The organism is Mesorhizobium sp. LNHC221B00 (assembly GCF_000502935.1).
GTDB classification, from domain to species: domain Bacteria; phylum Pseudomonadota; class Alphaproteobacteria; order Rhizobiales; family Rhizobiaceae; genus Mesorhizobium; species Mesorhizobium opportunistum.
Map to the genome: position 1 here is coordinate 54,686 of NZ_AYWR01000017.1, position 25,852 is coordinate 80,537.

At 64.1% G+C, this 25,852-nt stretch carries 29 protein-coding genes; 15 read left to right on the plus strand and 14 right to left on the minus strand.

The annotated features are described in order from the left end of the window. Positions 1-174 precede the first annotated feature (174 nt). Entirely contained in the window at positions 175-408 is a 234-nt protein-coding gene (locus X741_RS1000000169955; RefSeq protein ID WP_156937926.1) for a hypothetical protein, read from the minus strand. On the opposite strand from X741_RS1000000169955, the gene cysG reads away from it, so the two are divergent. From cysG to X741_RS145625, 7 genes are all read left to right on the plus strand, one after another. Beyond that, complete coding sequence (gene cysG, locus X741_RS145655; RefSeq protein ID WP_023779248.1) at positions 407-1,855, plus strand: siroheme synthase CysG; 1,449 nt, start codon at positions 407-409, stop codon at positions 1,853-1,855. The genes X741_RS1000000169955 and cysG overlap by 2 nt on opposite strands. Further along, positions 1,852-2,157 carry a DUF2849 domain-containing protein gene (locus X741_RS145650; protein WP_023779249.1) on the plus strand — a complete coding sequence of 102 codons (306 nt, stop codon included), beginning with the start codon at positions 1,852-1,854 and terminating at the stop codon, positions 2,155-2,157. The genes cysG and X741_RS145650 overlap by 4 nt, the downstream gene beginning before the upstream one ends. A 41-nt stretch (positions 2,158-2,198) precedes the next feature. Continuing rightward, positions 2,199-3,869 carry a nitrite/sulfite reductase gene (locus tag X741_RS145645; protein ID WP_013892980.1) on the plus strand — a complete coding sequence of 557 codons (1,671 nt, stop codon included), beginning with the start codon at positions 2,199-2,201 and terminating at the stop codon, positions 3,867-3,869. Continuing rightward, positions 3,844-4,608, plus strand: coding sequence for a phosphoadenylyl-sulfate reductase (locus X741_RS145640; protein WP_023779250.1), 765 nt, complete (start codon positions 3,844-3,846; stop codon positions 4,606-4,608). Before X741_RS145645 ends, X741_RS145640 begins: the two co-directional genes overlap by 26 nt. Before the next feature lie 237 nt (positions 4,609-4,845). Next, positions 4,846-5,379 (plus strand): DUF934 domain-containing protein, encoded by a 534-nt coding sequence (locus tag X741_RS145635; protein ID WP_023779251.1) that lies wholly within the window; start codon positions 4,846-4,848, stop codon positions 5,377-5,379. A 95-nt stretch (positions 5,380-5,474) separates the two neighbouring features. Next, positions 5,475-7,082, plus strand: a complete 1,608-nt coding sequence (locus X741_RS145630; RefSeq protein WP_023779252.1) for a GMC family oxidoreductase N-terminal domain-containing protein — start codon at positions 5,475-5,477, stop codon at positions 7,080-7,082. A gap of 193 nt (positions 7,083-7,275) precedes the next feature. Next, positions 7,276-7,896: a DJ-1/PfpI family protein gene (locus X741_RS145625; protein WP_013892983.1), complete on the plus strand. Its 621-nt coding sequence runs from the start codon at positions 7,276-7,278 to the stop codon at positions 7,894-7,896. A gap of 128 nt (positions 7,897-8,024) precedes the next feature. On the opposite strand, the gene X741_RS145620 is transcribed toward X741_RS145625, so the two are convergent. Then, positions 8,025-9,047, minus strand: coding sequence for a fatty acid desaturase (locus X741_RS145620; RefSeq protein WP_023779253.1), 1,023 nt, complete (start codon positions 9,045-9,047; stop codon positions 8,025-8,027). A 207-nt stretch (positions 9,048-9,254) separates the two neighbouring features. After that, positions 9,255-9,458, minus strand: coding sequence for a NepR family anti-sigma factor (locus X741_RS145615; protein WP_023779254.1), 204 nt, complete (start codon positions 9,456-9,458; stop codon positions 9,255-9,257). A gap of 237 nt (positions 9,459-9,695) precedes the next feature. Here X741_RS145615 and grpE point away from each other — a divergent pair, with 237 nt between their 5' ends. Beyond that, entirely contained in the window at positions 9,696-10,328 is a 633-nt protein-coding gene (gene grpE / locus X741_RS145610; protein ID WP_023764036.1) for a nucleotide exchange factor GrpE, read from the plus strand. A 101-nt stretch (positions 10,329-10,429) separates the two neighbouring features. Then, a complete protein-coding gene (locus X741_RS145605) occupies positions 10,430-11,062 on the plus strand; it encodes a trimeric intracellular cation channel family protein (RefSeq protein ID WP_023779255.1) in 633 nt (210 codons plus the stop codon). A 77-nt stretch (positions 11,063-11,139) separates the two neighbouring features. Here the strand turns inward: X741_RS145605 and X741_RS145600 are convergent, their stop codons facing one another. From X741_RS145600 to X741_RS145570, 7 genes are all read right to left on the minus strand, one after another. After that, a complete protein-coding gene (locus tag X741_RS145600) occupies positions 11,140-12,015 on the minus strand; it encodes a GNAT family N-acetyltransferase (protein WP_023764038.1) in 876 nt (291 codons plus the stop codon). Between the two features lie 285 nt (positions 12,016-12,300). Next, on the minus strand, positions 12,301-14,589 hold the full coding sequence (locus X741_RS145595; protein WP_023764039.1) for a PAS domain-containing hybrid sensor histidine kinase/response regulator: 2,289 nt from the start codon (positions 14,587-14,589) through the stop codon (positions 12,301-12,303). A gap of 142 nt (positions 14,590-14,731) precedes the next feature. Further along, a complete protein-coding gene (locus X741_RS145590) occupies positions 14,732-15,721 on the minus strand; it encodes an MDR family oxidoreductase (protein ID WP_023779256.1) in 990 nt (329 codons plus the stop codon). A 57-nt stretch (positions 15,722-15,778) separates the two neighbouring features. Beyond that, a complete protein-coding gene (lspA, locus tag X741_RS145585; RefSeq protein WP_023779257.1) occupies positions 15,779-16,276 on the minus strand; it encodes a signal peptidase II in 498 nt (165 codons plus the stop codon). A gap of 13 nt (positions 16,277-16,289) precedes the next feature. Next, positions 16,290-17,147 carry an RNA methyltransferase gene (locus tag X741_RS145580; RefSeq protein WP_023779258.1) on the minus strand — a complete coding sequence of 286 codons (858 nt, stop codon included), beginning with the start codon at positions 17,145-17,147 and terminating at the stop codon, positions 16,290-16,292. A gap of 17 nt (positions 17,148-17,164) precedes the next feature. Beyond that, complete coding sequence (locus tag X741_RS145575; protein ID WP_023779259.1) at positions 17,165-18,256, minus strand: class I SAM-dependent rRNA methyltransferase; 1,092 nt, start codon at positions 18,254-18,256, stop codon at positions 17,165-17,167. An 88-nt stretch (positions 18,257-18,344) separates the two neighbouring features. Then, positions 18,345-18,833, minus strand: coding sequence for a DUF1772 domain-containing protein (locus X741_RS145570; protein ID WP_032928109.1), 489 nt, complete (start codon positions 18,831-18,833; stop codon positions 18,345-18,347). A 99-nt stretch (positions 18,834-18,932) separates the two neighbouring features. Here X741_RS145570 and X741_RS145565 point away from each other — a divergent pair, with 99 nt between their 5' ends. From X741_RS145565 to X741_RS145555, 3 genes are all read left to right on the plus strand, one after another. Beyond that, positions 18,933-19,622 carry a YafY family protein gene (locus tag X741_RS145565; protein ID WP_023779261.1) on the plus strand — a complete coding sequence of 230 codons (690 nt, stop codon included), beginning with the start codon at positions 18,933-18,935 and terminating at the stop codon, positions 19,620-19,622. 73 nt (positions 19,623-19,695) lie between these two features. Further along, the gene (locus tag X741_RS145560; protein ID WP_023779262.1) at positions 19,696-20,091 is read left to right on the plus strand and encodes a VOC family protein; all 396 of its coding nucleotides are present in this window, start codon (positions 19,696-19,698) and stop codon (positions 20,089-20,091) included. Next, a complete protein-coding gene (locus X741_RS145555; protein ID WP_023779263.1) occupies positions 20,088-20,528 on the plus strand; it encodes an EVE domain-containing protein in 441 nt (146 codons plus the stop codon). The genes X741_RS145560 and X741_RS145555 overlap by 4 nt, the downstream gene beginning before the upstream one ends. Here the strand turns inward: X741_RS145555 and X741_RS145550 are convergent. The 4 genes from X741_RS145550 to sppA form a co-directional block, all read right to left on the minus strand. Further along, positions 20,525-21,490: an ornithine cyclodeaminase family protein gene (locus tag X741_RS145550; protein ID WP_023779264.1), complete on the minus strand. Its 966-nt coding sequence runs from the start codon at positions 21,488-21,490 to the stop codon at positions 20,525-20,527. The genes X741_RS145555 and X741_RS145550 overlap by 4 nt on opposite strands. Before the next feature lie 37 nt (positions 21,491-21,527). After that, complete coding sequence (locus tag X741_RS145545) at positions 21,528-21,872, minus strand: DUF1049 domain-containing protein (RefSeq protein ID WP_023779265.1); 345 nt, start codon at positions 21,870-21,872, stop codon at positions 21,528-21,530. A 36-nt stretch (positions 21,873-21,908) separates the two neighbouring features. Then, the gene (locus X741_RS145540; protein WP_006200394.1) at positions 21,909-22,193 is read right to left on the minus strand and encodes an integration host factor subunit beta; all 285 of its coding nucleotides are present in this window, start codon (positions 22,191-22,193) and stop codon (positions 21,909-21,911) included. Positions 22,194-22,273: 80 nt separating this feature from the next. Beyond that, a complete protein-coding gene (sppA, locus tag X741_RS145535) occupies positions 22,274-23,230 on the minus strand; it encodes a signal peptide peptidase SppA (RefSeq protein WP_023779266.1) in 957 nt (318 codons plus the stop codon). Between the two features lie 357 nt (positions 23,231-23,587). On the opposite strand from sppA, the gene lptC reads away from it, so the two are divergent. From lptC to lptB, 3 genes are read left to right on the plus strand one after another with little or no spacing between them, the layout of a single operon-like run. Next, a complete protein-coding gene (gene lptC / locus X741_RS145530; RefSeq protein WP_023764051.1) occupies positions 23,588-24,301 on the plus strand; it encodes an LPS export ABC transporter periplasmic protein LptC in 714 nt (237 codons plus the stop codon). Next, positions 24,288-24,869 (plus strand): LptA/OstA family protein, encoded by a 582-nt coding sequence (locus tag X741_RS145525; protein WP_023764052.1) that lies wholly within the window; start codon positions 24,288-24,290, stop codon positions 24,867-24,869. Before lptC ends, X741_RS145525 begins: the two co-directional genes overlap by 14 nt. Further along, entirely contained in the window at positions 24,869-25,687 is an 819-nt protein-coding gene (gene lptB / locus X741_RS145520; protein WP_023764053.1) for an LPS export ABC transporter ATP-binding protein, read from the plus strand. The genes X741_RS145525 and lptB overlap by 1 nt, the downstream gene beginning before the upstream one ends. Positions 25,688-25,852: the final 165 nt, after the last annotated feature.

Here is a 25,852-nt window from a genome sequence, read left to right on the forward strand (position 1 = left end):
TTCTTCGACGTCATGGCTTTCCGAGCGCCCCGAACAGTTCGACTTGGGCAGGAGGGGGAACGCGTGGCGAACCGTTAATGTTCCAACCTCTGGAATCGGCCCCGAGGGCCGCGCGACGGACGCCGAAAGGCAGAGGCGCCCGAAGGCGGCTTTAATCTACTGAATTGGTAGAAATTAGAAAAATGTGTTTTGCGAGATGCTGCGCCGATGGCTAAAAAGACCTGAAATCAAGCTTTGCCCCGGTTGCTTGAATCCGCGCTTTGGACGGATGTGGAATATTTTTCTCTTGCCTTTCGCAGTTGCGAAAAAGCGATTGCCTGCCATCACAGGATGCGCGAGTGCTTTGCTTCTGGTTTTCCGCGCCCGGGCGTAAAACTGCAGCCAATTAAGGACTCTGCCCGTTTTCATGCCGCACACCGCCCCCAAGCTCAATGCCTTCCCCGTCTTCGTGCGGGTCGAGGGCGAAGCCGTGGCCATTGTCGGCGGCGGCGAGGAAGCGCTGGCCAAAGCGCGGCTGATCGGACAGTCGAGTGCGGTTTTGCGCATCATCGCCCAAAACGCCGAACCGGAGCTGTTGGCCTTCATCGCCCAGACGGGCGCGAACCATGTCGCGGCGGCTTACGACGCGGCGCAGCTCGAAGGCGCGGTCTTGGTGTTTGCCGCCAGCGGCGAAGAGGCGCTGGACCGCCGGGTCGCCGAGGACGCGCGCACGCTGGGCATTCCAGTCAACGCCGTCGACCGGCCGGAACTTTGCGATTTCTTCACCCCGGCTCTGGTCAACCGTGCGCCGGTCGCCATCGCCATCGGCACCGAGGGTGCCGGCCCGGTGCTGGCCCAGATATTGCGCAGCCGCATCGACCGCATGCTGTCGCCGTCGCTCGGCGGGCTTGCGGCGCTTGCCGCTTCGTTCCGTGCCGCCGCCGAGAGACTGCCCAAGGGCAATATTCGCCGCCGCTTCTGGAGCGACTTCTTCGGCGGTGCGCCGGCGCGTGCCGTCGAGGCGGGCGAGCTTTCGCGGGCGCATGAAGCTGCGACCGACCTGTTGCTGTCGAACGCACCGGTTTCGGGCCACATCGCCCTGGTCGGCGCCGGTCCCGGTGCCGAGGATCTTTTGACGCTGCGGGCGCATCGCCTGCTGATGGAGGCCGACGTCATTGTCCATGACGCGCTGGTGCCGGAGGCGGTCGTTGCCATGGGCCGCCGCGACGCCGAGCGCCTGCCGGTCGGAAAGCGCAAAGGCTGCCATACCAAGAGCCAGGCCGAAATCAACGCGCTGCTGGTCGAGCTTGGCTGCCAGGGCAAGCGCGTGGTGCGGCTGAAGTCGGGCGATCCGCTGGTGTTCGGCCGGGCCGGCGAGGAGATGGCGGCATTGCGCGATGCCGGCATCGCCTATGAGGTGGTTCCCGGCGTCACCGCGGCCTTCGCCGCCGCCGCCGATTTCGAACTGCCGCTCACTTTGCGCGGGGTTTCATCGTCTATGGTGTTCACCACCGGCCACGACCTCAAGGGCAATTCCCTGCCCGACTGGGCCAAGCTCGCCATTTCCGGCGCCACCGTCGCCGTCTATATGGGCCGCTCGGTCGCCGCCGAGGTTGCCGGCCGGCTGATCGAGGCCGGCCTGTCGCCGGACACGGCGGTCGCCGTGGTCGAGAATGCCAGCCTCGCCAACCGCCGCCGCTTTCACGGCACGCTCGCCGACCTGCCGTCGCTGGAAGCGCGCGCCGATCTCTCTGGCCCGGTCATGACCATTATCGGCGACGCCGTTGCCGGTGCCAATTTCGAGCAGTCCGAGCCGCTCGCGGCGCACACGCATGAAGGCGTGGCCAAGGCCACCTCCGAGAAAGTTCAGTCATGAAGATACTGACCGCCAACCGCCTAAGCGATGGCATCGCCGTTTGGTACGCCGATGGCGGCTGGGCCGAGACGGTGGACCACGCCGACCTTGCCCATGACAAGGCGGACGAAGACCGCCTGGAGGCGATCGGCGCCAAGGCCTATGCCGACAATGAAGTGGTCGACGTCAATCTGATCGACGCTGAAGTCGTCGGCGGCGTGGTCGAGCCGGTGCGGTTGCGCGAGAAGATCCGCGCCGCGGGTCCCACCATCCGCAACGATCTCGGTAAGCAGGCCGCCAAGCAGTCGACTTGGGCGGCCTAACAGACACCAGACGCGGGCGGACGCGCCCTGAAAGACGAAGCATGTACCGTTACGATGAGTTCGACCACGATTTTGTCCAGGCCCGCGTCGCCGAGTTCAGCGACCAGGTCCAGCGCCGGCTGTCCGGCGAGATCACCGAGGACCAGTTCCGGCCGCTGCGGCTGATGAACGGCGTCTATCTGCAGCTGCATGCCTACATGCTGCGCATCGCGGTGCCCTATGGCACGCTGAACGGCAAGCAGCTGCGCATGCTCGGCCACATCGCCCGCAAATACGACAAGGGCTACGGCCACTTCACCACGCGCCAGAACATCCAGTTCAACTGGCCCGCGCTGTCGGACATTCCGGCGATCCTGGCGGATCTCGCAAGCGTCGAGATGCACGCCATCCAGACCAGCGGCAATTGCATCCGCAACGTCACCGCCGACCATTTTGCCGGAGCCGCCGCCGACGAGGTCGCCGATCCGCGCCCCTATGCGGAAATCCTGCGCCAGTGGTCGTCGGTGCATCCGGAATTCTCGTTCCTGCCGCGCAAGTTCAAGATCGCGGTGACCGGTGCAGAGCGCGACCGCGCCGCCATCCAGACGCATGACATCGGCCTGCACCTGAAGAAGAATGCGGCCGGCGAATTGGGCTTTGCCGTCTATATCGGTGGCGGTCAGGGCCGCACGCCGATGGTGGCCCGCAAGATTCGCGACTTCCTGCCGGAAGCCGATCTTCTGTCCTACTGCACGGCGATCCTGCGCGTTTACAATCTCTATGGCCGCCGCGACAACAAGTATAAGGCGCGCATCAAAATCCTGGTGCACGAGACCGGGGTCGAGGAAATCACCCGCCAGGTCGAGGCCGAGTGGCAAGAGTTGAAGGATGCGGAGCTCAAGCTGCCGGATGCCGACATCCGCGCCATCGAGGCCTATTTCGCGCCGCCGGCGCTGACGGATCGGCCGGACGGCGACGAGACGGTCAAACTGGCGCGTCTCGATTCCAGGGGCTTTTCGGAATGGCTCGACCAGAACGTGGTGACGCATCGCCATCCCGATTATGCGGCGGTGACGATCTCGCTCAAGGGCATCGGCGAAGTGCCGGGCGACGCTTCGGACAGTCAGATGGAAGCGGTCGCCGACATCGCCGAGAAATACGCTTTCGACGAGCTTCGCGTCAGCCATGAACAGAACCTGATCCTGCCGCATGTGGCGCGCGCCGACCTCAAGGCCGTGTATGACGCGCTGGTCGACATCGGGTTGGCGACGGCCAATTCCAATTTGATATCGGACATCATCGCGTGCCCGGGCCTCGACTATTGCGCGCTGGCCACGGCGCGCTCGATCCCGATCGCGCAGGAAATCTCGCGCCGCTTCGCCTCGCTTGAACGGCAGCGCGAGATCGGCGAGCTGAAGCTGAAGATTTCCGGCTGCATCAACGCCTGCGGCCACCACCATGTCGGCCACATCGGCATCCTCGGCGTCGAGAAGAAGGGCTCCGAGCTCTACCAGGTGACGCTGGGCGGCTCGGCCGACGAAAACACGTCGGTCGGCGAGATCATCGGCCGCGGCTTCTCGTCGGAAGAGATCACCGACGCCATCGAGCAGATCGTCGATACCTATCTCGGCCTTCGGCTCAACCCGCAGGAAAAATTCATCGACGCCTACCGCCGAGTCGGTCCCGCGCCGTTCAAGGAGGCGCTCTATGCTGGCGAAGCCAAGGCCGCTTGACCAAATAGCCGACGTCGATGACGGCGCCGCCGCCAAGGCGGCGGGGCTCGATGCGCTCTATGGGCACCTGAACGCGCTCGAGATCATCGAACGCTCGGCGAGCGATCTGTTTCATGACGAGATCGCGGCCGTGTCGTCCTTCGGGGCGGATTCGGCCGTGCTGCTGCACATGATCTCGGAGATCGACCGTACACTGCCTGTCATCTTCCTCGACACCGGCAAGCATTTCGAGGAGACGCTCGGCTATCGCGACGCGCTCGTCGCGGATTTCGGGCTGACCAACATAAGGGTGATCAAACCCGAGGAAGCGGCGCTCGAGCGGGTCGACCCGACGGGCAATCTGCACCAGAGCAATACCGATGCCTGCTGCAACGTGCGCAAGGTCGAGCCGCTGGCGCGTGGCGTTGCACCGTTCCGTGCCTGGTTCACCGGGCGCAAGCGCTTCCAGGCCTCGACGCGCGCCGCACTGCCGGTGTTCGAGGCGGTCGGTCCGCGCATCCGCATCAATCCGCTGGCGCACTGGACGACATCGGACCAGGCGGACTACATGCGTGCGCACGCGCTGCGCGAAAATCCGCTGGTCGCCTATGGCTATCTGTCGATCGGCTGTTTCCCGTGCACGCAGCCGGTGCAGCCGGGCGAGGACGCGCGCAGCGGCCGCTGGGCCGGCCATGCCAAGACCGAGTGCGGCATTCACCTGTCGGGGCTGGAAGTATCGCTGACCGACGCATCCCTGTAGGATATGCTGGTATTCAGGTGAGACTGGCCTGCAAATGCCAGCTTCCCGCGCTTCCGGCCTTCGCCGGCCGAAGCACTCTTGAATGGCCGTGGTAATTAAGGCTACGGTCGGCGAAGGCCGGTGCTCGCGTACTTCTAGTACGCTCCGCTCCGGTTCTTGGAAGCCGCCATTTTCGGCGCAGCCCGACCTGAATCTCATCACATCCTTGGCTCGTTTGAATATTTAGGAACTTTTTTGATGACTGAACCGACGACACCGGTCACCCGGCTCTGGACCCCGGATGGTTTTCGCGAGGATGAATGGACACATGCCGAGAGCGCGGACGCGCTCGCCGGCAATGGCCGCTTCATCCTGCCGCTGCAGGCATTCCTCGATCTCGATCCGGAGTTGCGCCGCTCCGCCAGGGAGCGGCTCGGCGTGGTGCTGCAGCCCGGCGATCAGCTCGAGAAGATAGCCGACCTGCTCGACCAGCTGTCGCTGGTGGCACTGGCGTTTCCTGCCTTCAGTGACGGCCGTTCCTTCTCCAAGGGAGAATTGCTGCGCGAGCGCTATGATTTCGAGGGCGCTGTCCGCGCTACCGGCCAGGTTCTCGTCGACCAGCTGCCGCATATGCTGCGCCTCGGCTTCGACGAGTTCGAGATCTCCAACCCTGTGCTGTTGAAGCGCCTGGAGGAGGGCCGCACCGGCGGCCTGGGGCTCTACTACCAGCCGGCCGAAGCGCAGGAACCCAAGGGCCCGAAATATTCCTGGCGGCGCCTTCGCAACAGCTGACGCTGCGGTAATCGCCGACGTCTTTACATCAGCTCTGATCGGGCCTTCTCTGGGCTATCCGGACGGAAACATCCGCCGGGTGGGAGGAGGGAATCATGACTTTCGACTACGTCATCGCCGGCGGCGGATCCGCAGGCTGCACGCTTGCGGCGCGTCTCTCCGAGGATCCATCGAAGACGGTCTGCCTGGTCGAAGCCGGCGGCGAGGGCAAGAACCTGTTCATCCGCGCCCCGGCCGGCGTCATCGCGCTGTTGCCCGGCCGGCCGAAGATCCACAACTGGGCATTCGAGACGGTGCCGCAGCAAGGTCTCGGCGGCCGCAAGGGCTACCAGCCGCGCGGCAAGGCGCTTGGCGGCTCGAGCGCCATCAACGCCATGCTCTATGTCAGGGGCCATCGCAGCGACTATGACGAGTGGGCCAATTTCGGCTGCGACGGCTGGTCATGGGACGAGGTGTTGCCGTATTTTCGGCGCGCGGAAGGCAACCAGCGCGGGAGCGATGCCCTGCACGGCGACGACGGGCCGCTGCGGGTTGCCGAGCAGCAGGAGCCGCGTGCGCTCTCCCGGGCCTTTGTCGAGGCTTGCGGCGAAAACCAGATCCGCCGCAATGACGATTTCAATGGACCGGAACAGGAAGGAGCAGGACTCTATCAGGTCACGCAATTCTGGGGTGGAGACCGCAATGGCGAACGCTGTTCGGCGGCGGCGGCCTATCTGCATCCGGCGATCGGCCGGCCAAACCTGACCGTCATCACCGGAGCGCATGCCACCGGCATTGTCCTTGACGGCAAGCGGGCCACCGGCGTGCGCTATCGCGAGGGCAACAGCGAAGCCGTTGCGCGTGCCAGGCGCGAGGTCATCGTCTGCGGCGGCGCCTTTGGCTCGCCGCAACTGTTGTTGCTGTCTGGAGTAGGCCCAGCCGTCGAGCTCGCCGCCCACGGAATTCGGATGGTCCATGAATTGCCTGGCGTCGGCAAGAACCTGCAGGATCATCTGGATTTCATCATGGGCTGGACATCGAGGGATGCCGACATGATGGGCATCGGGCTGCGCGGTCTGCCTGGCTTGCTGCGGCATATGCTGCGCTGGCGCAAGGATGGCGGCGGCATGATCGCCACGCCCTATGCGGAGGGCGGCGCCTTCCTCAAATCCGACCCAGAGATCGACCGCCCTGACCTGCAACTCCATTTTTGCATCGCCATCGTCGATGATCATGGCCGCAAGCTGCACATGGGCTACGGCTTCTCCTGCCATGTCTGTGTGCTGCGGCCGCATTCGCGCGGCGAAGTCGGGCTGTCGACGCCGGATCCGTTGGCGCCACCGCGCATCGATCCGCGCTTCCTGTCCGACGAACGCGACGCCCATCTGCTCCTCAAGGGCGTCAGGACGATGCGCGGCATCCTGGAAGCGCCAGCGCTGGCCAAATACCGCGCCAAGGAGATCTACACCGCCGGGGCTTCGAGTGATGCCGAACTAATGGCCCATATCCGCGCTCGCGCCGACACCGTCTATCACCCCGTGGGCACCTGCAGGATGGGCGTCGACGATATGGCGGTAGTCGATCCGCAATTGCGTGTGCGCGGCATGCAAGCCTTGCGTGTCGTCGACGCTTCGGTGATGCCGACGCTGATCGGCGGCAACACCAACGCGCCGACCATCATGATCGCCGAAAAGGCCGCTGACATGATCAAGACGGCCGCCTGATTGTAGCTCTGGTCGAACCAGTGGCGCCGTTTTCCTCCTCCGCGAACTCCTCAATGATCAGGAGGACGGGTCTCGACGCCAACTGGTCGTACCAATTGTGCGATTTGTGCTTTCCCTTTCGTCGTCCTGCCCGTAGGATATGGGTATTATTTCGTGATCCGAAATAAATAGGGCCACAAGGGAGGAACTGGAAATGGCAGGCAAGAAGATATTGATGCTCGTTGGCGAGTTCAGCGAGGAGTATGAGATTTTCGTCTTTGAACAGGCAATGCATGCCGTCGGCCACACGGTTCATGTCGTCTGCCCGGACAAGAAAGCGGGCGACGTCCTGAAGACCTCGCTGCACGACTTCGAAGGCCACCAGACCTATACAGAAAAGCTCGGCCACGACTATATCCTCAACAAGACGTTTTCCGAGGTGGACCCGGCCAAATACGACGCCGTCTACGCGGCGGGCGGACGCGGGCCGGAATACATCCGCATCGACAAGCGCGTGCAGGCGCTGGTGCGCCATTTCCACGAGGCCGGCAAGCCGATCTTCACCATCTGTCACGGCGTGCAGATCCTGATCGCCGTCGACGGCGTGGTGCGCGGCAGGGAAGTCGCGGCACTCCACTATTGCGAGCCGGAAGTGACGCTGGCCGGCGGCATCTACATCGACGTCGCGCCGACCGGCGCCCATGTCGACGGCAATCTCGTGTCAGCCAAGGGCTGGCCGGGCCTGTCCAACTTCATCCGCGAATGCCTGAAAGTGCTGGGCACGGAAATCCGCCATGGCGAGATTCTGATGCGCGACGAACGCCAGGCGGCCTGATCCGGACGTTGCCAACCGCCGCGCCCCAGGCGCGGCGGTTTTTTTTACTTCTTGTCTTGACGCAATTCCCCAAGGGAAAGCGCTACGCGCTTTTCCCCGGGGAACCGTCACACTTTTCCTGGAATTGGTTAGGCCGCTGCCCGTGCCTCGCGGAACGACACCAGCTTGCGGCGGCTTTCATCCCACAATGCCAGTTTGACGCAGCGCAGGCTCTCGATCAGCGTGACGCGGCCGATGCCACGCAGTTCCGGATAGTCGCGCAGCACTTCCTGCAGCCGGTATCCGGGCACTTTGGCGGAGAGGTGGTGGACGTGGTGGACACCGATGTTGCCGGTGAACCAGTTCAGCACCCGCGGCAAGTCGTAGTAGGATGACCCGTGCAAGGCGGCATGCTGGAATTCCCATTCGGAATCCTTCGCCCATTCCGTCTCCTCGAACTGATGCTGGACATAGAATAGCCAGATGCCGGCCGAACCGGCGAGGATGACGATCGGCAGATGGACCACCAGGAAGGCGCCGGGGCCGACGAACCAGATGAGGATGGCCGCGGCAAGCGCAATGCCGAGATTGGTGGTCATCGACGACACCCAGGGTGTCAGGCCGCCGCGCATCATGCCGACAGGCAGCCTTTGCTCGAAGATGAACAGCCAGATCGGCCCCAGGCCGAACATCACGAGGGGATGGCGATAGAGACGATAGGCCAGGCGGCCTCGCCATGACAGTTGCCGGTATTCGGTAACGGTCAGCGTCCTGATGTCTCCCATGCCGCGCTCGTCGAGATTGCCGGCGCTGGCATGATGCACGGCGTGGGCGCGCCGCCAGCAGTCATAGGGCGTCAAGGTCAGAATGCCGAGCGCGCGGCCGATCCAGTCGTCGGCGTAGCGGTTGGCGAAGAAGGAGCCATGGCCGCAATCGTGCTGGATCATGAAGATCCGCACCAGGAACCCGGCCGCGGGAAGGATGAGGATCAGTCCCCACCAATGGCCATAGGCATAGGCAGCCGAAGAGAGCGCCCAGAGCGTGGCGAACGGAATGAGGGTGATGGCGAGTTCAAGTGTGCTGCGCCGCCGGTCGGGCTTCTTGTAGCGCGCCAGGATTTTGAGCCAGGCGCGCTTGCTGTTGGCCGCAGCCTCAGGGGAAATCATGTTCATCAGGAACCATAGGCGGCGCGTTCCGCCACCGCAAGACAAAGATCACGCGAAATTACTGTGCGTAATCGTCGCGCGATGGATCAATTCCGTGCCGTGGCGCTACACCGAGTTGAACCTTTTTTCGATGCCGAGACGGCAAGGCCGTGGACATTTGAGGAGTCAAATTCGTGAGCGTCGCGGCTGGAGGCCAGCGTCGCAGATGTGTCGCTACTGGCGCCCGCTGCTGCTTGAAGGGCTCCCGGCGACCCGATCGAGGCGGTCAAGCAAATCCTTGAAGCGGTCGGGAATGTCGGCTTCGATGCGGAAGGCCGGCAAGGTGCGCAGAAAACGCGTCATCGTCTTGGCACCGACTTGGCGCCTGACCTCCGTGGCGAGCCGTTCTTCGTTTTCAGCCTTGCTGCGGGTCATCATTTCAAAATCCTGTGTCGGCTCCGAAACTCCTCCAGCAAGCGAATGGTTCCCGCATCACGCGCTTGTGGCAAGCACAGCCGGCAAGTACGGTAAAGTTTGAATTAAAATCGAAGTATTGCCATCGGCCGCGTTGGGTCCGCCCGAAGGCCCTCACAGTCGCTTACCTCTTGATTTTTGAGCGCCAAACCTCGATATCGGGCACAAAATCCAAACCATTCGAAATGACGGGAAACGGCGATGAGCGACCAGGCAAAAGACGAACGCGCGCCCAGCGAAGCCGAGGCGGCCGAGGCCAGTGCCGAGCGCACGGAAGGCAGCATCGACGGCGACTATGAAGCGCTTGTGCGATTGCTGAAGGAAAATGAAGAGCTGAAGGACCGCGCGCTGCGCGTCGCGGCCGAGATGGAAAACCTGCGTCGCCGCACCGCGCGCGACGTGCACGACGCGCGCACCTATGCGGTGGCGAATTTCGCCCGCGACATGCTGTCGGTGTCGGACAATCTGCGCCGCGCGCTGGACGCCATTCCGGCCGAGGCCAAGGCGTCGGGCGATGCCGGCTTCAAGGCGCTGATCGAAGGCGTCGACCTCACCGAGCGCGCCATGCTGTCGGCACTGGAACGGCACGGGGTCAAGAAATTGACTCCGGAAGGCGAGAAATTCGATCCCAATTTCCATCAGGCGATGTTCGAAGTGCCCAATCCCGATGTCCCGGCCAACACGGTGGTTCAGGTCGTGCAGCCGGGCTATTCGATCGGCGAGCGCGTGCTGCGGCCGGCCATGGTCGGCGTGGCCAAGGGCGGCCCGAAGGTCGCCGCCGAGGCGCCGGTCGAGCCGGGGCCGGTCAACGAGCAGGCGGAGAAGGATGCGTAGTTAGGCAGTAGGGCAGTAGGGCAGTAGGGGTCGTACCAACTCTCCGGCTTCGTGATAAACATACTGCCCTACTCCCCTACTCCCCTACTCCCTTGGCTTCCATGCATCCCATCGCCCTTCTCGACTATGCCGGCATTGCCGTTTTTGCGGCGACGGGGGCGTTGGCTGCGTCGCGCAAGCAGCTCGACGTCATCGGTTTCCTGTTCCTGGCCAGCGTCACCGGCATCGGCGGCGGCACGTTTCGCGATCTCATCCTCAATGTGCCTGTGTTCTGGGTGGGAAACCGCGATTATGTGCTGATCTGCGCGGTGGTGGCGATCCTGGTGTTCTTCACCGCGCACCGCGTCGAATCCCGCTACAGACTGCTGCTGTGGCTCGATGCCATCGGCCTTGCCGCCTTTTCGGTGATGGGCGCGGCAAAGGGCCTGGCTATCACCGGTTCGCCGGTGGTTTCGATCATCACCGGCATGCTGACCGCGACCTTCGGCGGCATATTGCGCGATCTCCTGGCCGGTGAGCCATCGGTGCTGCTGAAGCCAGAGATCTATGTTACGGCCGCCCTGGCGGGTGCCGCCATCTTCACACTGGGCGACGTCGCCGGACTGCCGCAGCTTGTCTCAGGCTTGGCCGGTTTCGCCGTGGCGCTTGCGGTGCGTGGCGGTGCGCTTCGTTTCGGCTGGGCATTTCCGTCCTACAAGAGCCGGCCCGGCCGGCGGCCTGAGGATATTCCGTAAGAGAGGCAGTAGGGACTAGTCAGTAGTGAGTAGTCAGAGGAGCGTGACTCGTGACGTCTTTCCTACGGCCTACTGCCTCACGCGGCGAAGCGCTGCGCTTCCCCGCCATAGTAGTTGACGTAGCGGGCACCAATCTCCTTGACCGGCATCACCACGAAGACGTCGACCGTCGAGAACTCGCGGTCGATGACGCAGCCGTCGCCGATGCGAGCACCGACGCGGAGGTAGCCTTTGACCAAAGGCGGCATCGCCGCGATCGCTGCCTTGGCATTGACCGCCTCGATCGGCATCAGGTCCATGGAACAATAGCGCCCGGTCACCGCGCGCACGTCCCAAGCCGAGTTCGTACGGCAATGATGGGAGAGATAGGTGAGCGCCTCGGCATGCGCCGCCGGCACGGTGCCCTGGAAGGAAGCGCAGCCGGTCATCACGCCGATTTCGTAGTGATTGATGTAGGCCCAGATGCCTTGCCAGAGCGCCTCGATGGTGCGCTTCGAGCGGTATTCGGGCAAAACGCAGGAACGGCCGAGCTCGAGAAAACGTTGGCCAGGGTGACGGGCGATGAGCTTGGTCAGCTCGAATTCGCCTTCGGAATAGAAGCCTCCGGCAGCAGCCGCGATTTCTTGCCGCAGCAGGCGGTAGGTGCCGACGATGCGGCGATGCTCGGGGCCGGAAATTGAATTGTCGAAGACAAGCAGATGATCGCAGAGCGGATCGAACCGGTCGGCGTCACGGCGATCCTGCGCCTGGAACAGATCTTTCCTGGCGCCAAGCTCGTCGTAAAACACCCGGTAACGCACTTCCTGCGCGGCCGCGATCTCGGCCTCGTTGCGAGCCAGCCGCACTTCGAGATTGCCGATTCGACCGAGTGCTGCGCCCTTTATGACGGAATCGACATTACGTCCGGCAAGCAAGGCGCTGCTGGCGTTCGGCCGAGTGTCACATTCCGGCATAACTGTATGCACGAGTGATTCTCCTTCGAGCCATCCCTCTTGGCACGGGGATACGGTGTAGGTGCAACAGGATTGTGACAGTACCGTGATACGACGTCGCGGGCAATACTTCGTCGGCTGGCGAAAACGGTCAACCGGCTACGTTAGGTGAGGAAACTCGAGGCGCGGCGCGCCCGCGCGGGTTCGGGCAACGCGCTCCAGGCCTTGTTTTCATGCATGTCGTTTTTCCGAAGCCGAGGCCCACTTTTGGGCAAATGGATCAGCCGCGCGCTGGAAGAAACCGGCTCATGCGGCGACCTGGCCCTCGACGGCGTTGACCAGCGCGTCGGGATCTAGTGGCTTGGTGACGAAACCGCTGGCGCCGTGGGCAAGCACGGCATGGCGGGTCTTTTCCTGGCTATCTGCCGACAACACCATGATCGGCACGGGCGGCGCGGATGTCTCCTCTTCATGGCGGCGGATCGCGGCAATGGCGTCCAGCCCATCCATGACCGGCATATGCAGGTCCATCAGTACCACGTCGAAGCGGTGCTTGTGCCCGGCGCTGGTGACGGCCTCGACGGCGGCCTTGCCATTGCCGACCACCTGGACGCGATGCCCAGCCTTCAACAGCGTGGCACGGGCCAGCATGGCATTGATGTCGTTGTCCTCGGCGATCAGCACCGACAGGCCCTGCTGGCGGTCACTCGAGGCACGCAGCGCGGGTGTGCGACGCTTTTCCGGCTGCGGGTGGGCAAGTGCCGGCGCATGGCTGCTCAAGAGGACACGCAAAAGTGTTCCCCCGCGCACTGGCCGGGCAAGGAAGGTCGTGTAGCCGCTGGCGCGGAATTCGCCCAGCATGCCGCGGTCGGTCGGTGCGATCAGCGTGATGGCCTCGCAATCGGAGAAGCCGCTTTGGCGCAACCGCTTGAGCAGCCTTCCGTCGCTCTCTTCCATGGCCGCGTCGACCAGAAGCACGTCGCAGCCGTGAGCGAAGGGCGCAGCCTGCGCGACGGTGGTGGCGATGCCGGCCGTGCCGCCACTGGCGCGGATGGTGCGGGCGATGGCATCGGCCTCGACGGCGTTCCTTGACAGGATCACAGCGTGTCTGCCGGCAAGCGCGTCGAGCCGGCCCTGCGGCGCTTCGGTGGCCGCCGTGGCCGGGATTTCGAAGACGAATTCCGATCCCTGACCAAGCCGGCTGGAGACCGAGATCGTGCCGCCCATGGCAGCCACCAGACGCTTGGAGATGGCAAGTCCCAGGCCGGCCCCGCCATGCGTGCGCGTCGAGGTGCCGTCGGCCTGCTCGAACTCCTCGAAGATGCGCTCCATATCCTCGTCGCGCAGGCCGGGGCCGGTATCGGCGATGGTGAAGCAGATGCGATCTGTGGTCTCGGTGCGGGCGCGCGCGACGCTGACCAGCACGCCGCCGCCGTCGGTGAACTTGATGGCGTTGCCGATGAGGTTGAGCAGCACCTGCCTGACCCTGCCCGGATCGGCGGTAATCATCTGCGGCACATCCGGTTCGACGTGGCAGCCCAGGCCGATATCCTTGGCGAAGGCGCGCGCGGCCAGGAGTTCGATGATGTTGTCGGCGATCTCGCGCACCGACATCGGCTGCGGCTCGGGATCGAAGCGCCCTGCCTCGATCTTGGAATAGTCGAGCAGGTCCTCGATCAGGGCGAGCAAGGCGCTGGCCGATGTCGAGATGGCGCCGACATAAGTCTGCTGCTCCGGCGACAGGCTGGTGTCGGCGAGCAGCCTGGCCATGCCCATGATGCCGTTCATCGGCGTGCGGATCTCATGGCTGACGGTGGCGAGGAAGCGCGATTTGGCCTGGCTTGCGTATTCGGCCCGCTCGCGCGCGGTGATCAGCGAGGATTCGGCGCGCTTGCGGGCGGTGATGTCGCGGGCGATCGCGCGATGCGAAGCCGCTCCGCTGTCCTTGTCGCGCACCGACAGTTCGATCCACGAGAACCAGCGCGGGCCGCTCGGCGTGCGGATGGCGACATCGGTGGAACTCAGGCATTCATGATCGGAAAAGGCGGCATCGGGGACGATGCCGACTTCGATGCCGAGTTCGGCCAGCGTCTTGCCGGCAAGGTCGCGCTGATCGGTTTCGACGAGGTCGGCGAACACCTTGTTGGCGTAGACGATGTAGCCATCGCGGTCGCGATGGATGACGAGGTCGCCAAGTGCGTCGATGAGACCGCGAAAGCGCTCTTCGCTTTCCTGCATTTCCCACATGCGGTCGGCCAGCGTCTCGATCTCGGCGCGGCTGCGGGCGCTGGTCTCGTCGAGCATCACCGCGGTGCGGTGGACGCTGCGCCTGGCTTGCAGGTGCATGGCAAGGCCGGCGAGGCCGGTTGCCAGCAGAGCGAGGCTGATGAAGATCGGGGCCCCAGTCAGATGCGCGAGGCCCGCCAGCACGACGATGGCAAAGAAGGTCACGAGCGGCAGACCTTCCCCGCCGGCCAATTGCTGCTCGGGCACCAGCGGTGGCGCGGCGATGAACCGCCGCGCCGGCGACGGCGCGGCAAGCGCATCGACGTCGTCGCCAATATCCGCCTGTTGGCTGCCGGATTCCGCGATCATGCGAAACCCTTGCCAGACAGAGATTATGGAAAATTGCGGGGGATCGTTCGAATTTTAGCGGTTAGGGCGTTTTTGTCGCGACAGCGGCGGATTTGCCACCGGATTTGGCCGATTCGGGCCGCCCGCAGGCCTGTCAGGCAGGTCACATGTCGACGACGACGCGCCCGCGGATCTTGCCGTCGACGATGTCGCGCGCGGCATCGATGATGCCGTCGAAGCCGATGGTCGTGGACAGGCTGGCGAGTTTCTGCAGATCGAGATCGGCGCCGATGCGTCGCCAGGCCTCGAGACGCACCGCCTTCGGCGCCATCACCGAATCGATGCCGAGCAGGGAAACGCCGCGCAGGATGAAGGGGGCCACGCTCGACGGCAGATCCATGCCGCCGGCCAGGCCGCAGGCGGCGACCGCGCCACCATAGGAGGTCATCGACAGCACATTGGCCAGCGTGTGGCTGCCGACCGCATCGATGCCGCCGGCCCAGCGTTCCTTGGCCAGCGGCTTGGCGGGCTGGTTGAGCTCGTCGCGCGAGATCACCTCGGCCGCGCCAAGGTTGATCAGATAGGGGCTTTCGGCATTGCGGCCGGTCGAGGCAACGACATGGTAGCCGAGGCTGGACAGGATGGAGACCGCGACGGAACCGACGCCACCGGCGGCACCCGTGACCACCACCGGGCCACGATCGGGCAGGATGCCGTGCCGCTCCAGCGCGATGACGCAGAGCATGGCGGTGTAGCCGGCGGTGCCGACCGCCATCGCATCATGCGGGCTCATGCCTTCCGGCAGCGGAACCAGCCAGTCGCCGTTGACACGGGCGCGCCCCGCATAAGCGCCGAAATGCGTTTCGCCGACGCCCCAGCCGTTCAAGATCACCTTGTCTCCCTTGCGCCAGCCGGAATGGGAAGACGAGACGACGGTGCCGGAGAGATCGATGCCCGGCACCAGCGGCCAGCGGCGGACCACCGGCGCCTTGCCGGTAATGGCCAGTCCGTCCTTGTAATTCACCGTCGTTGCTTCCACCGCGATGGTGACGTCGCCGTCCATCAGGTCGGCGTCGGTGAGATTTGTCACGGCTACCGACTGCTTCTTGTCGGCGTCGCGCGAAACGAGGATGGCTTTGAAGGTTTCGGGCATCTTCTTCTCCGCGAGCTTGCTTGGCGGTGTGGACTGTGCGGCGATGGCCGCGCGCGGTCAATCCTTGGAAGGCTTGGCGTTCGAAGATTTGGGCTCGCGCCGCCAGCCGATGAGCTCGTCGAAGACGACCAATGCCGCGCCCACGGAAATGAGGGCGTCGGCGAGGTTGAAGACGGCGAAGGACCAGACCGGGGTATGAAACAGGATGTAATCGATGACGTGGCCGTAGATGGCGCGATCGATCAGATTGCCCAGCGCTCCGCCGATGATCAGGGCAAAGCCGGTGCGGGCGATGACATGGCCCGATGGCGTGTGCGTGGCGAGATAGAGCACGAAAGCGACGACCACCACGGCGATGACCACGAGGCCGGTATCGCCGAGGGAGGAGAACATCGAGAAGGCGATACCGGTGTTGTAGGTGCGAAACAGCGCCAGGAACGGCAAGAGATCGAGCTTTTCCTGAAACGGCAGGCCGGTCTCGACCAGGTGTTTTACCCACTGGTCGAGCGCTATGGCGATGACGGCGAGCAGTGCATAGGGGGACCATGATCTCATGGGCAGGCAACCTTCACTGCTGGTCGGTGACGGGTTCGAGCTTCAGCGCGCCGCGCCGGATCTCGAACAGCATGATGCCGGTGGCGACGGCGAGATTGAGCGAATCGGCGCGGCCAGCCTGGGGAATCCTGAGCAGCCTGTCGCAACTCGCCGCCAGGCTTTCGGGCAGGCCCTGCTGCTCGTTGCCCATCATCAGAAGTACCGGCCCGCGGGAAAAGTCGACCGAGCGGTAGTCGACGGCGCCTTTGAGATGGGTGCCGGCGACGAGGCCTGAAAAGCCGCCGCGCCAGGAGAGGAAAGCCTCGGTCGTCGCCTTGGCGACGGGTACGGCGAAGATCGAACCCATGGTGGCGCGCACCGTCTCCACGGAAAACGGATCGGTGGTGTCGCCGACCAGGATGACACCCTTGGCGCCGACGGCGTCGACGGTGCGGATGACGGTACCGAGATTGCCGGGATCGCGCACCCGGTCGAGCGCCACCCAGACGTCGCCATTGTCGGCGTGGACATCTTTCAGGGCCAGGAATTTCTGCGAGAAGACGCCGACCACCATTTGCGGATTGTCGCGCCGGGTGACGGCGACAAGCACCTTTTCCGACACTTCGAGCACCGTGCCGCCGGCGGCAACCGTGCGCGCCGCGACCTTTTCCACCGCGGGGTTGCCGCGTCCGGCCTTGGCGAACACAAGCGTCCGGATCTGCCAGCCCAAGTCGAGTGCATCGATGACCAGCTTCAGTCCTTCGGCCATGAAGGCGTTCTGCTGGTCGCGGAACTTCTTCAAGGCGAGCGCCTTGATGTCCTTGACCAACGGATTGGCGAGGCTGGTGACTTCCTTAACCTGCCCGGGTGCGCCGGCATGCCGTTCGTTCATTCAGGACTCCGGGGCATTCAGGCTACCCAGCGCGAAAACAGTGAGGTCGAAAGTGCCCGGCCGGCGGACTTTTCGCGGATGATCAACTCGCCCGACTCGACCTTGCCGCCCATGCCGGCAAACGTATCGCGCATCAAGGCATGAATGGCGAAGAACGAGGCGCGGATCGAATAGGCGGTCAGCACCACGGCAAGCGGCTTTGGGGTCAGGATCGAGCGGCAGAGATCGGTGAGCGCCGGCAAATCCTCGAACAATTGCCAGACCTCGCCTTTGGGGCCGCGACCATAGGCCGGCGGATCGAAGAGCACGATGTCGTAGCGGCTGCCGCGGCGTTCCTCGCGCTCGGCGAACTTCACCGCGTCGTCGACGATCCAGCGGATCGGCTTGCTGCCAAGCCCGGCCATCTCCTGGTTTTCGCGCGCCCAGCCGATGGCCTTCTTCGAGGCGTCGACATGGGTGACCTCGGCGCCGGCGCGGGCCGCCACCAGTGAGGCAAGACCCGTGTAGCCGAACAGGTTCAGCACCTTGACCGGACGCTTGGCCGCAGCGATCAGCCCGGCCATGTGGTCCCAATGCGAGGCCTGCTCGGGAAAGACGCCGACATGGCGAAACGAGGTGAAACGGCCGAGATAGTCGATGCCGTCATGCTTCATCGGCCAGGTTTCGCCGAGCGGCGTCTTCGGAAAACGCCAGCGGCCAATGCCCTCTTCGTCGGTGTCGCCGGTGAAGATGGCGTCGGCACGCTCCCAGTCCTTCGCCGGCAAGGCCTTTTGCCAGATCGCCTGCCCCTCCGGCCGCACGATCCGGTAGGGGCCGTACTGCTCGAGTTTTTGGCCTGTACCGCTGTCGAGCAGCGCATAATCGGCATTCGGCGCCACTTCGAGGATCACGGGAAGCTGCTCGGCGGGCAGGGCGCCATCGCGGCGGGCAAGGACGCGCGGCGCGGATTTCGGCTCGGGCTGGTTGTCCGGTTTCACGATGTGTTGGTCGCGCGGCCTGGCGTCTGCCTTGACCGCCGGCCGGTTCTCCGGCGGGCGCGGCTGTGCGCCCCCACTTTTCGTCGGCTGGTGCGGGCGGCCGTCGCGGCGTTTGTCGCGAAAAGACTTCAAGAAGCAGCATCTCCGGCGGTTCGGCCCGCTTCTGCCACAGCTTCACCCCTGTGCGCAACAAACGGCGATCGCCGACGGCTCCAACCGGTCAGCCGTGCCTGATCGAAAGCAGGCCGACAACCAGCGATACGAAGCCGGCGGCCTTGATGCCGGTGACGACCATATGGCCGGTTTCCCAACGCAGCCGGATGGCGTCGAAGTTCTCCGGTATTGGTCCGGGCACCCATGTCGCCAGAACATCATTCGCCGGTTTGACCAGAATGGACCACATCGCCAGGGAGACGGCATAAAGCACGGCGGCGGCCAGCACGAACCAGAAGGCCGGACGATCGGCACGCAGCTGCCATGCCAGAAGTCCCGGACAGGCAATCGCAGCCACGTCCAGGGGAGCGCCAATAGCCGCGAACAGCAGGAATTGGCCGTTGAAAACGGTGGTTTCGCGCCAGAGGGATGGCGACCATTTGGTCAGTCGAGGGACCGATTCCAGGACATGAGCGAAGGACGGTCCAAGGCTGAGCGCCGCGATGGTGGCGGTCAGGGTACACCAGAACAACAGGAAGCCGCGCATCTCCGTCATTGCCGGATAACGGGGGGATGCCGAAGGTGTTCCAGGTCAAATCGCTTGCCGTCGAAAGCGCGGTAGCCCTATCGTCCGGCAGCACCGGATTGCAGCATCATGTCCCGCTCCGAACGTCTCCTCGACCTCATCCAGTGCCTGCGCCGGCATCGCCGGCCGGTGAGCGGACATGTGCTGGCCGCCGAACTCGGGATTTCGATCCGCACGCTCTACCGCGACATCGCCACGCTGCAGGGGCAGGGGGCGCCGATCGAGGGCGAGGCGGGGGTCGGCTACGTGCTCAAGCCCGGTTTTATGCTGCCGCCGCTGATGTTCAGCGACGAGGAGATCGAGGCCATCGTGCTCGGCTCGCGCTGGGTCGCAAAGCAGCCGGACCGGCGTCTCTCGGCCGCGGCCGCCAATGCGCTGGCCAAGATCGCCGCCGTGCTGCCGGACGATCTGCGCCAGGGCCTTGATGCCTCGACGCTGCTTGTCGGGCCACCCGCAGCAATCATCGAGGGCATCGATCTCGGCATCGTGCGGCAGGCCATCCGCAACGAACGCAAGCTCGGCTTCCTCTATCGCGACGCCGGTGGCGCCGCTTCCGAGCGCGTGGTCTGGCCGTTTGCGCTCGGCTTCTTCGACAAGGTGCGGGTGGTGGTGGCGTGGTGCGAAATGCGGCAGGATTTCCGCCATTTTCGCGCCGACCGTATCGCCGAGCTGAAGGCAACCGACATGCGCTACCCGCGCCGCCGGCAGGCGCTGCTCAAGGAATGGCGGGCCACGCTCGACCAACCGCGTGGTCCATGAACGCTGCTGCCAGAATCTGACAGTATGCAATCCTATACAGGGCACATAAAACGCTCAGCCCTGGAGAACAGATATGGCGACCCCCAATTTCGTTATCCTCTATGTCGACCAGCCGCTGCGGAGCGGCGCCTTCTACAGTACGCTGCTAGGGCGCGAGCCGGTGGAGAGCGCGCCGACATTCGTGCTGTTCGTGCTCGACAACGGCTTCAAGCTCGGCCTCTGGTCGCGGCATACGGTGGGGCCGGCGGCGGAAGCGGCCGGTGGCGGCGCCGAGATCGTCTTTGCGCTCGATACGCCTGAGGCGGTCGATGCCGCCCATGCCGATTGGTCCGGACGCGGCCTGAAAATCCTGCAGGCGCCGACCGACATGGATTTCGGCCGCACATTCGTCGCGCTCGATCCCGACAATCATCGCCTGCGTGTCTATTGGCTGTCCGACGGGGAACAGGCCAATGGAGAACAAAAATGAGCGCGCACTGGATCGCGGTGGCTTCGGCGCAACATGTCCGGCGCGGTCGCCAGGGCGGCTTCATGCAGGTCAACCACGGCAAGGCGGCACCCCTGCGCCGCGTCAAGCCCGGCGACGGCATCGTCTATTATTCGCCGACCACTGTCCTGGGCGAGAAAGATGGCCTGCAGTCGTTCACGGCGATCGGCACGGTGCGGGAAGGCGAGCCCTATCAAGGCGAGATGGGCGGCGGCTTCACGCCGTTCCGTCGCGATGTCGATTGGGCGAGGGCCGAGGAAGCGCCGATCAAGCCGTTGCTCGACAGGCTGGACTTCACCGTCGGCAAATCGAATTGGGGGTATCAGCTGCGCTTTGGCCTGTTCCCGATCAGCGCGGCCGACTTCGCGCTGATCGCCGGGGCGATGGGCGCCAAACTGGCGGTACCTGCGTCAAGCTAGCCCTTCAGCGCCTCGTAGACGGCAATGCCGGCGGCAAGATCCTCGAGCGCGGCGCCGACCGATTTGAACAGCGTGATTTCGCCGTCGCTTTCGCGGCCCTTCTTCTGACCGCGCGCCAGTTCGTGCAAATCGGCGACGATGGCTTCCGGCTTCAACACGCCCGAGGCCAGTGGCTGGACGATGTCGCCGGCCTCCTTGGTGGCGCCGGCGCGGGTGTCGACATAGACGCGAGCGCGCACGATGGCGTCGTCATCGCTCTCGCGCATCGCCGGAGTGAAGCCGCCGACCAGGTCGACATGGGTTCCGGGCTTGAGCAATGCGCCCTTGATTAGCGGCGTGGTGGTGATTGTCGCCGAGGAGATAATGTCGGCCTGCCCGAGTTCGGCATCGAGATCAGTCGCGGCGCCGGCCGCGAAGCCCTCGGCGCGCAGACCGGCCGCGACTTTCTCGGCGTTGGCCGGCGTGCGGTTCCAGATGCGGATGGTCTTTATCGGCCGTACCGCCGAATGGGCCTTGGCGAGGAAGGGGGATAGCGCTCCGGCGCCGACCACGAGCAGCCGCGCGGCATCGTCGCGAGCGAGATAGGAAGCCGCCAACGCCGAGGCACAGGCCGTGCGCCACTGGGTCAGCCGCTGGCCGTCGATCAAGGCTTCCGGTTCGCCGGTGGCGCCTTCGAGCAGGAGATAGAGCCCCATCACCGCCGGCTTGGCGACGGCGTTGTTGTCGGGCGAGACGGTGACGATCTTGACGCCGATGTGACCGCCGGCCGAGGTGCCGGCGGCGTTGAAATCGGTCCATGCCGGCATCAGCAGCAAGGTCGAAGCCGCGCCGTCCGGCCGCTCGACCGCGTGATGATGCCTGACCGGCTGCACCGCGCCCTCGCGAAACGCGGTGCGCAATGTCTCGACCAATCCAGGAAAGGTCAGCGCACGGTCGACCTCGGCGGCCGAAATGGTCAGCATGAAAGGCTCCGTTGAACGAAAGACGGCGAGCGGCGGTTCAAGCGGTCGGCTTGGGCAATGCTGCCCCTTGGACAGGCCCCTGTGGTGCCGCCGGCGCGCGGCTGACCGCCTGGCGCAGGCTTTCGGCCTCGACGCCGCGCTGGCGCGCCAGCTTGCGGTAACGGCCCTGCTTGACCCAGGTTGCCAGGCTGCCGACGATCATGCCGATGGCGAGAGCGGCGAACAGGAAGATGAACAGCGGCAAGCTCAGCGTCAGCTTTGGATTGCCTGGGTTGAACGGGTCCAGCGTGAAGGCGACGAGTTCGCGGTTGGCGACGGCGAGCGCGATCAGGATGATCGCGAGAGGCACGAAGACCACGATGAGCATGAAACGATTGAGCATTGTGTTTTCCGTCGGAAGCTGGCGCTGACGCAGCGCCTACTTGCCGCCGTTCAGCCTTTCGCGCAGTTCCTTGCCGGTCTTGAAGAACGGCACCCACTTCTCCTCGACCTCGACGGATTCGCCGGTGCGCGGATTGCGGCCGGTGCGGGCAGGGCGGTTTTTCACCGAAAACGCACCGAAGCCCCGCAGTTCGACCCGGTTGCCTTCGGCAAGCGCGTCGGTGATCTCATCGAAGATCGCGCCGACGATGTTTTCGACGTCGCGCAGGAAAAGATGCGGATTGCGCGTGGCAATAATCTGCACAAGTTCAGACTTGATCATCAGACGGGTCCCCGTGAAAGTACTGCGGTCAAAATTATGAGGATGATTTTATTTGCTTTTTCGGCTGTTCCAAACGGCGCTCAAGGGTGCCAGACGGAAACGAGACCGTCAAGAAACAAGCGGTCGGCGCCAAGTTCATGGATGATGTCGCCGCCGGAATCGGGCAGGCCGAGCGCGCTGCCGACCGTTTTCACCACGGCTTTTGACCACAGGAAGCCGCCGCGCCGTTCTGTCTCCTTCCACTCGATCACCTTGAGTTTGGCATCGACCCCCTTGGTCGCCAGCCAGTCGATCGCCACGGTCTCGCCGCCGACTGCGTCGATCAGTCCGTTGGCGACGCCCTGGCGGCCGGTGAAGATCGAACCGTCGGCCAGCGCCAGCGCTTGCTCATGGGTCATCTTGCGGCGCTCGGCGACGATGCCGACGAACCAGTCGTAGCTATCGAGGATAAGCTTGCGGACCATGGCGCGCTCATCGTCATTGGTCGGCTTGAAAGGCGAGGGCGAGGCCTTCAGCGGCGAGGATTTCACCTCTTCCAGCTTGACGCCGAGCTTGTCCATCATGCCGCTGACGTCAGGATACTGGATCAGCACGCCGATCGAGCCGACAATCGAGGTCTTACGGGCGACGATGTGGTCGGCGGCAGTGGCAATCATGTAGCCCGCCGAAGCGGCCAGCGTGCCGACCTCGGCCACGACAGGCTTGTCGGCGGCCAGCTTGCGCACCTCCTCGTAGATCGATTCACCGCCGACGGTGGTGCCGCCGGGCGAATCGATCGCCAGGATCACGCCCTTCACCTTCGACGACTGGCGGATGGTTTCCAGCCGCTTGATCAGTTCGTCGTCCTCGGTGATGGTGCCTTCGATCCTGACCTTGGCGATATGGTCGACCGTCGCGCCGCCGAAATCGTCGCCATAAAACCAGATCGATAGCGCAATCACCCCGAGGGCCACGATGCCGATGGCCGCGACACGCCAGAATGTCAGCTTGCGCCGCAAACGGCGGCGGTCGATCAGGTCGTCGGCTCTTAGTGCCATGGTCAGCCTCACAGTCGGCGGGAAGAGACGCTTTTAGACCATGATGTCCCCATCGGGAAGCAGTTCCGTCCTTTTACGGCGCGGCAATCCGCGCACGTCGATTCCCATGCTGTCGGTTTTGTGGACGGCCCGCGCAACGCACGCAAGATGAGCCGAGGGGCGCCAGTCATGAAAAAACGACGCAAGGACGTCCATTTCTGCTATGAAGCAGCGGCTGTTGTGCTGACCTCGTTTTCGTTTGTACAACGACAGCTGTCACATTTTTGCGGTTTTCGTGGGCTTGTGCTTGCTTGAGAGCGCTGGCGTACCACCTATAGGCGGTGCTCCGTGGGGGCAGGGTTTTAGAAGAAAGCAGTCATGTTAGCGCGACCGATTGAGCCGACCAGTCCCGAGGCGGAGTTGGCGCCCCCGGCGGATGACCAGACGCGGGGCGATGCGTTCGACCGTGCCCAGCGTCATTCGCGCCGCGTGCGGGTGCTCAAATTCGCCCTGCCCTTGGCCGCGGCGCTGATCGCCGTCGCCTTCCCGGTCTATTCCTATCTCGCCGCACCCGTTTCCGTCGCCGTACAGGCGGAAGGTACCGCCTTTTCGAATGGCAAGCTGGTGATGGCCAATCCCAAGCTCAACGGGTTCACCAAGCTGAAGCAACCTTATTCGATGACGGCCCTGCGGGCGATACAGGATGTCAGCACGCAAGGCATCATCGAGCTTGAGGGCATAGACGCCAAGGTGCCGATCGCGTCCGACAATGTCGCGGCGGTCAAAGCCTCGCACGGTACCTACGATCGCGATGGCAATACGATGAAACTGAACAGCGATGTCACGATCACCACGACAGACGGCTTGCAAGCCAAGTTCAAATCGGTCTTCCTCGACATGGGCAAAGGCACTATGAAGACGGACGATCCCGTCGATGTCAGCCGTGGCGGGTCGCAGATCACGGCGGATTCGATGTCGGTCCAGGACAATGGCAAGATCCTGGTGTTCGAGAACAAAGTGCGAGTCAATATCGATCCCGCCGCTCTGAAGGCGGCTGAGGCAAAGGGCGAAGAAGCGAATGTGGCTCAATAGTTCGACACGGCTGGTGGCCGCAACGTCAGCGCTGCTCCTGCTGGGCTTGGCACCGTCGTTGGCGCAGTCGACCACCCAATCAGGCCTGAAACTGTCCGGCGACAAGCCGATCCAGATCGAAAGCGACAAGCTGGAAGTCCGCCAGGCCGACAGTGTCGCCATCTTCACGGGCAATGTCAGCGTCGTCCAGGGGCCGACGCTGATGAAGGCCGGCAAGATGACGGTCTATTACGTCAAGGATGCCAACGCCGCCGCCAAGGGAACGGAAGCCGCGGGCGCCGCGATGACCGGCTCTGCCAACATCGATCACCTGGAGATTTCCGACAAGGTTTACATCAAGTCGGATGCGCAGGTCGCGACCGCCGATCAAGGCAGCTTCGACATGAAGAGCCAGGTTCTGGTGCTTTCGGGTCAGAAGGTGGTGCTCTCGCAAAACGACAACGTCCTGGTCGGCTGCAAACTGGTCGTGCAGATGAAAACCGGGCTTGCCCAGGTCGATCCATGCGCCGGGAAGCGCGTCGTGATGTCGATCACGCCGCCGCCGAAATCGGGAGCGACGAACCCCTGATGGCCAGCCTGTCGTCGCTGACGGCACGTCTTCCGGGACGAGCCGCAGCTAAGCTTTCGGCTCCGGCCACGATCAATGTCGACAAGGCGAAGTTCAAGGGGACCTTGATCGCCAAGGGTCTGACCAAGAGCTACAAGGGCCGCAAGGTTGTCAGTGGCGTCACGCTTGGCGTGCGTGCCGGCGAGGCGGTGGGGCTGCTCGGCCCCAACGGCGCCGGCAAGACCACCTGCTTCTACATGGTCACCGGCCTGGTGCCGGTCGATGAAGGCACGATCGAGATCGACGGCTTCGACGTCACCTCGATGCCGATGTACCGCCGCGCCCGCCTTGGCATCGGCTACCTGCCGCAGGAAGCGTCGATTTTCCGTGGCCTCAACGTCGAGCAGAATATCCGCGCCGTGCTGGAAGTGGTCGAGAAGGACCGCAAGGTGCGCGAGCGCAACCTGGACGAACTGCTCGAGGAGTTCCACATCAGCCATCTGCGCAAGGCGCCATCCATGTCGCTGTCGGGCGGCGAGCGGCGGCGCCTGGAAATCGCGCGCGCTCTGGCGACGCGCCCGGCCTACATGCTGCTCGACGAGCCCTTTGCCGGTATCGATCCGATCGCCGTTGCCGACATCCAGCAGCTGGTGCGCCATCTGACGGCGCGCGGCATCGGCGTGTTGATCACCGACCACAATGTGCGTGAGACGCTCGGCCTGATCGACCGCGCCTACATCATCCACGCCGGCCAGGTGCTGACCCATGGCCGGGCCGACGAAGTGGTGGCAAACCCCGACGTGCGGCGGCTTTATCTCGGTGAGGGTTTTACGCTGTAAGCGGTTCACCGGTTCACGGAAACGCCAAGCCGCTCAGCCTTTTGTCGTGACGCAATTCCCTGGGGAAAGCGCCGGGCGCCTTCCCCGGGAAGGCCGTCTCAAACTTTTCCTGGAATCGCTCTGAGCGTGAAATTTGTTTCCTGACACGATTTTTTGCGCGTTGCG

Bases quoted from the DNA above. Each gene is read 5' to 3' on its own strand.
- lptB (WP_023764053.1), top strand. From the start codon at position 24,869: ATGGCCAGCCTGTCGTCGCTGACGGCACGTCTTCCGGGACGAGCCGCA.
- X741_RS145550 (WP_023779264.1), bottom strand. From the start codon at position 21,490: ATGCTGACCATTTCGGCCGCCGAGGTCGACCGTGCGCTGACCTTTCCT.
- X741_RS145565 (WP_023779261.1), top strand. From the start codon at position 18,933: ATGTCCCGCTCCGAACGTCTCCTCGACCTCATCCAGTGCCTGCGCCGG.
- X741_RS145580 (WP_023779258.1), bottom strand. From the start codon at position 17,147: ATGAACGAACGGCATGCCGGCGCACCCGGGCAGGTTAAGGAAGTCACC.
- X741_RS145555 (WP_023779263.1), top strand. From the start codon at position 20,088: ATGAGCGCGCACTGGATCGCGGTGGCTTCGGCGCAACATGTCCGGCGC.
- sppA (WP_023779266.1), bottom strand. From the start codon at position 23,230: ATGGCACTAAGAGCCGACGACCTGATCGACCGCCGCCGTTTGCGGCGC.
- X741_RS145625 (WP_013892983.1), top strand. From the start codon at position 7,276: ATGGCAGGCAAGAAGATATTGATGCTCGTTGGCGAGTTCAGCGAGGAG.
- X741_RS145560 (WP_023779262.1), top strand. From the start codon at position 19,696: ATGGCGACCCCCAATTTCGTTATCCTCTATGTCGACCAGCCGCTGCGG.
- X741_RS145570 (WP_032928109.1), bottom strand. From the start codon at position 18,833: ATGACGGAGATGCGCGGCTTCCTGTTGTTCTGGTGTACCCTGACCGCC.
- X741_RS145650 (WP_023779249.1), top strand. From the start codon at position 1,852: ATGAAGATACTGACCGCCAACCGCCTAAGCGATGGCATCGCCGTTTGG.
- X741_RS145640 (WP_023779250.1), top strand. From the start codon at position 3,844: ATGCTGGCGAAGCCAAGGCCGCTTGACCAAATAGCCGACGTCGATGAC.
- X741_RS145540 (WP_006200394.1), bottom strand. From the start codon at position 22,193: ATGATCAAGTCTGAACTTGTGCAGATTATTGCCACGCGCAATCCGCAT.
- X741_RS145595 (WP_023764039.1), bottom strand. From the start codon at position 14,589: ATGATCGCGGAATCCGGCAGCCAACAGGCGGATATTGGCGACGACGTC.
- lspA (WP_023779257.1), bottom strand. From the start codon at position 16,276: ATGAGATCATGGTCCCCCTATGCACTGCTCGCCGTCATCGCCATAGCG.
- X741_RS145590 (WP_023779256.1), bottom strand. From the start codon at position 15,721: ATGCCCGAAACCTTCAAAGCCATCCTCGTTTCGCGCGACGCCGACAAG.
- X741_RS145605 (WP_023779255.1), top strand. From the start codon at position 10,430: ATGCATCCCATCGCCCTTCTCGACTATGCCGGCATTGCCGTTTTTGCG.
- X741_RS145525 (WP_023764052.1), top strand. From the start codon at position 24,288: ATGTGGCTCAATAGTTCGACACGGCTGGTGGCCGCAACGTCAGCGCTG.
- X741_RS145545 (WP_023779265.1), bottom strand. From the start codon at position 21,872: ATGCTCAATCGTTTCATGCTCATCGTGGTCTTCGTGCCTCTCGCGATC.
- X741_RS1000000169955 (WP_156937926.1), bottom strand. From the start codon at position 408: ATGAAAACGGGCAGAGTCCTTAATTGGCTGCAGTTTTACGCCCGGGCG.
- X741_RS145620 (WP_023779253.1), bottom strand. From the start codon at position 9,047: ATGAACATGATTTCCCCTGAGGCTGCGGCCAACAGCAAGCGCGCCTGG.
- X741_RS145615 (WP_023779254.1), bottom strand. From the start codon at position 9,458: ATGATGACCCGCAGCAAGGCTGAAAACGAAGAACGGCTCGCCACGGAG.
- X741_RS145630 (WP_023779252.1), top strand. From the start codon at position 5,475: ATGACTTTCGACTACGTCATCGCCGGCGGCGGATCCGCAGGCTGCACG.
- lptC (WP_023764051.1), top strand. From the start codon at position 23,588: ATGTTAGCGCGACCGATTGAGCCGACCAGTCCCGAGGCGGAGTTGGCG.
- grpE (WP_023764036.1), top strand. From the start codon at position 9,696: ATGAGCGACCAGGCAAAAGACGAACGCGCGCCCAGCGAAGCCGAGGCG.
- cysG (WP_023779248.1), top strand. From the start codon at position 407: ATGCCGCACACCGCCCCCAAGCTCAATGCCTTCCCCGTCTTCGTGCGG.
- X741_RS145635 (WP_023779251.1), top strand. From the start codon at position 4,846: ATGACTGAACCGACGACACCGGTCACCCGGCTCTGGACCCCGGATGGT.
- X741_RS145645 (WP_013892980.1), top strand. From the start codon at position 2,199: ATGTACCGTTACGATGAGTTCGACCACGATTTTGTCCAGGCCCGCGTC.
- X741_RS145600 (WP_023764038.1), bottom strand. From the start codon at position 12,015: ATGCCGGAATGTGACACTCGGCCGAACGCCAGCAGCGCCTTGCTTGCC.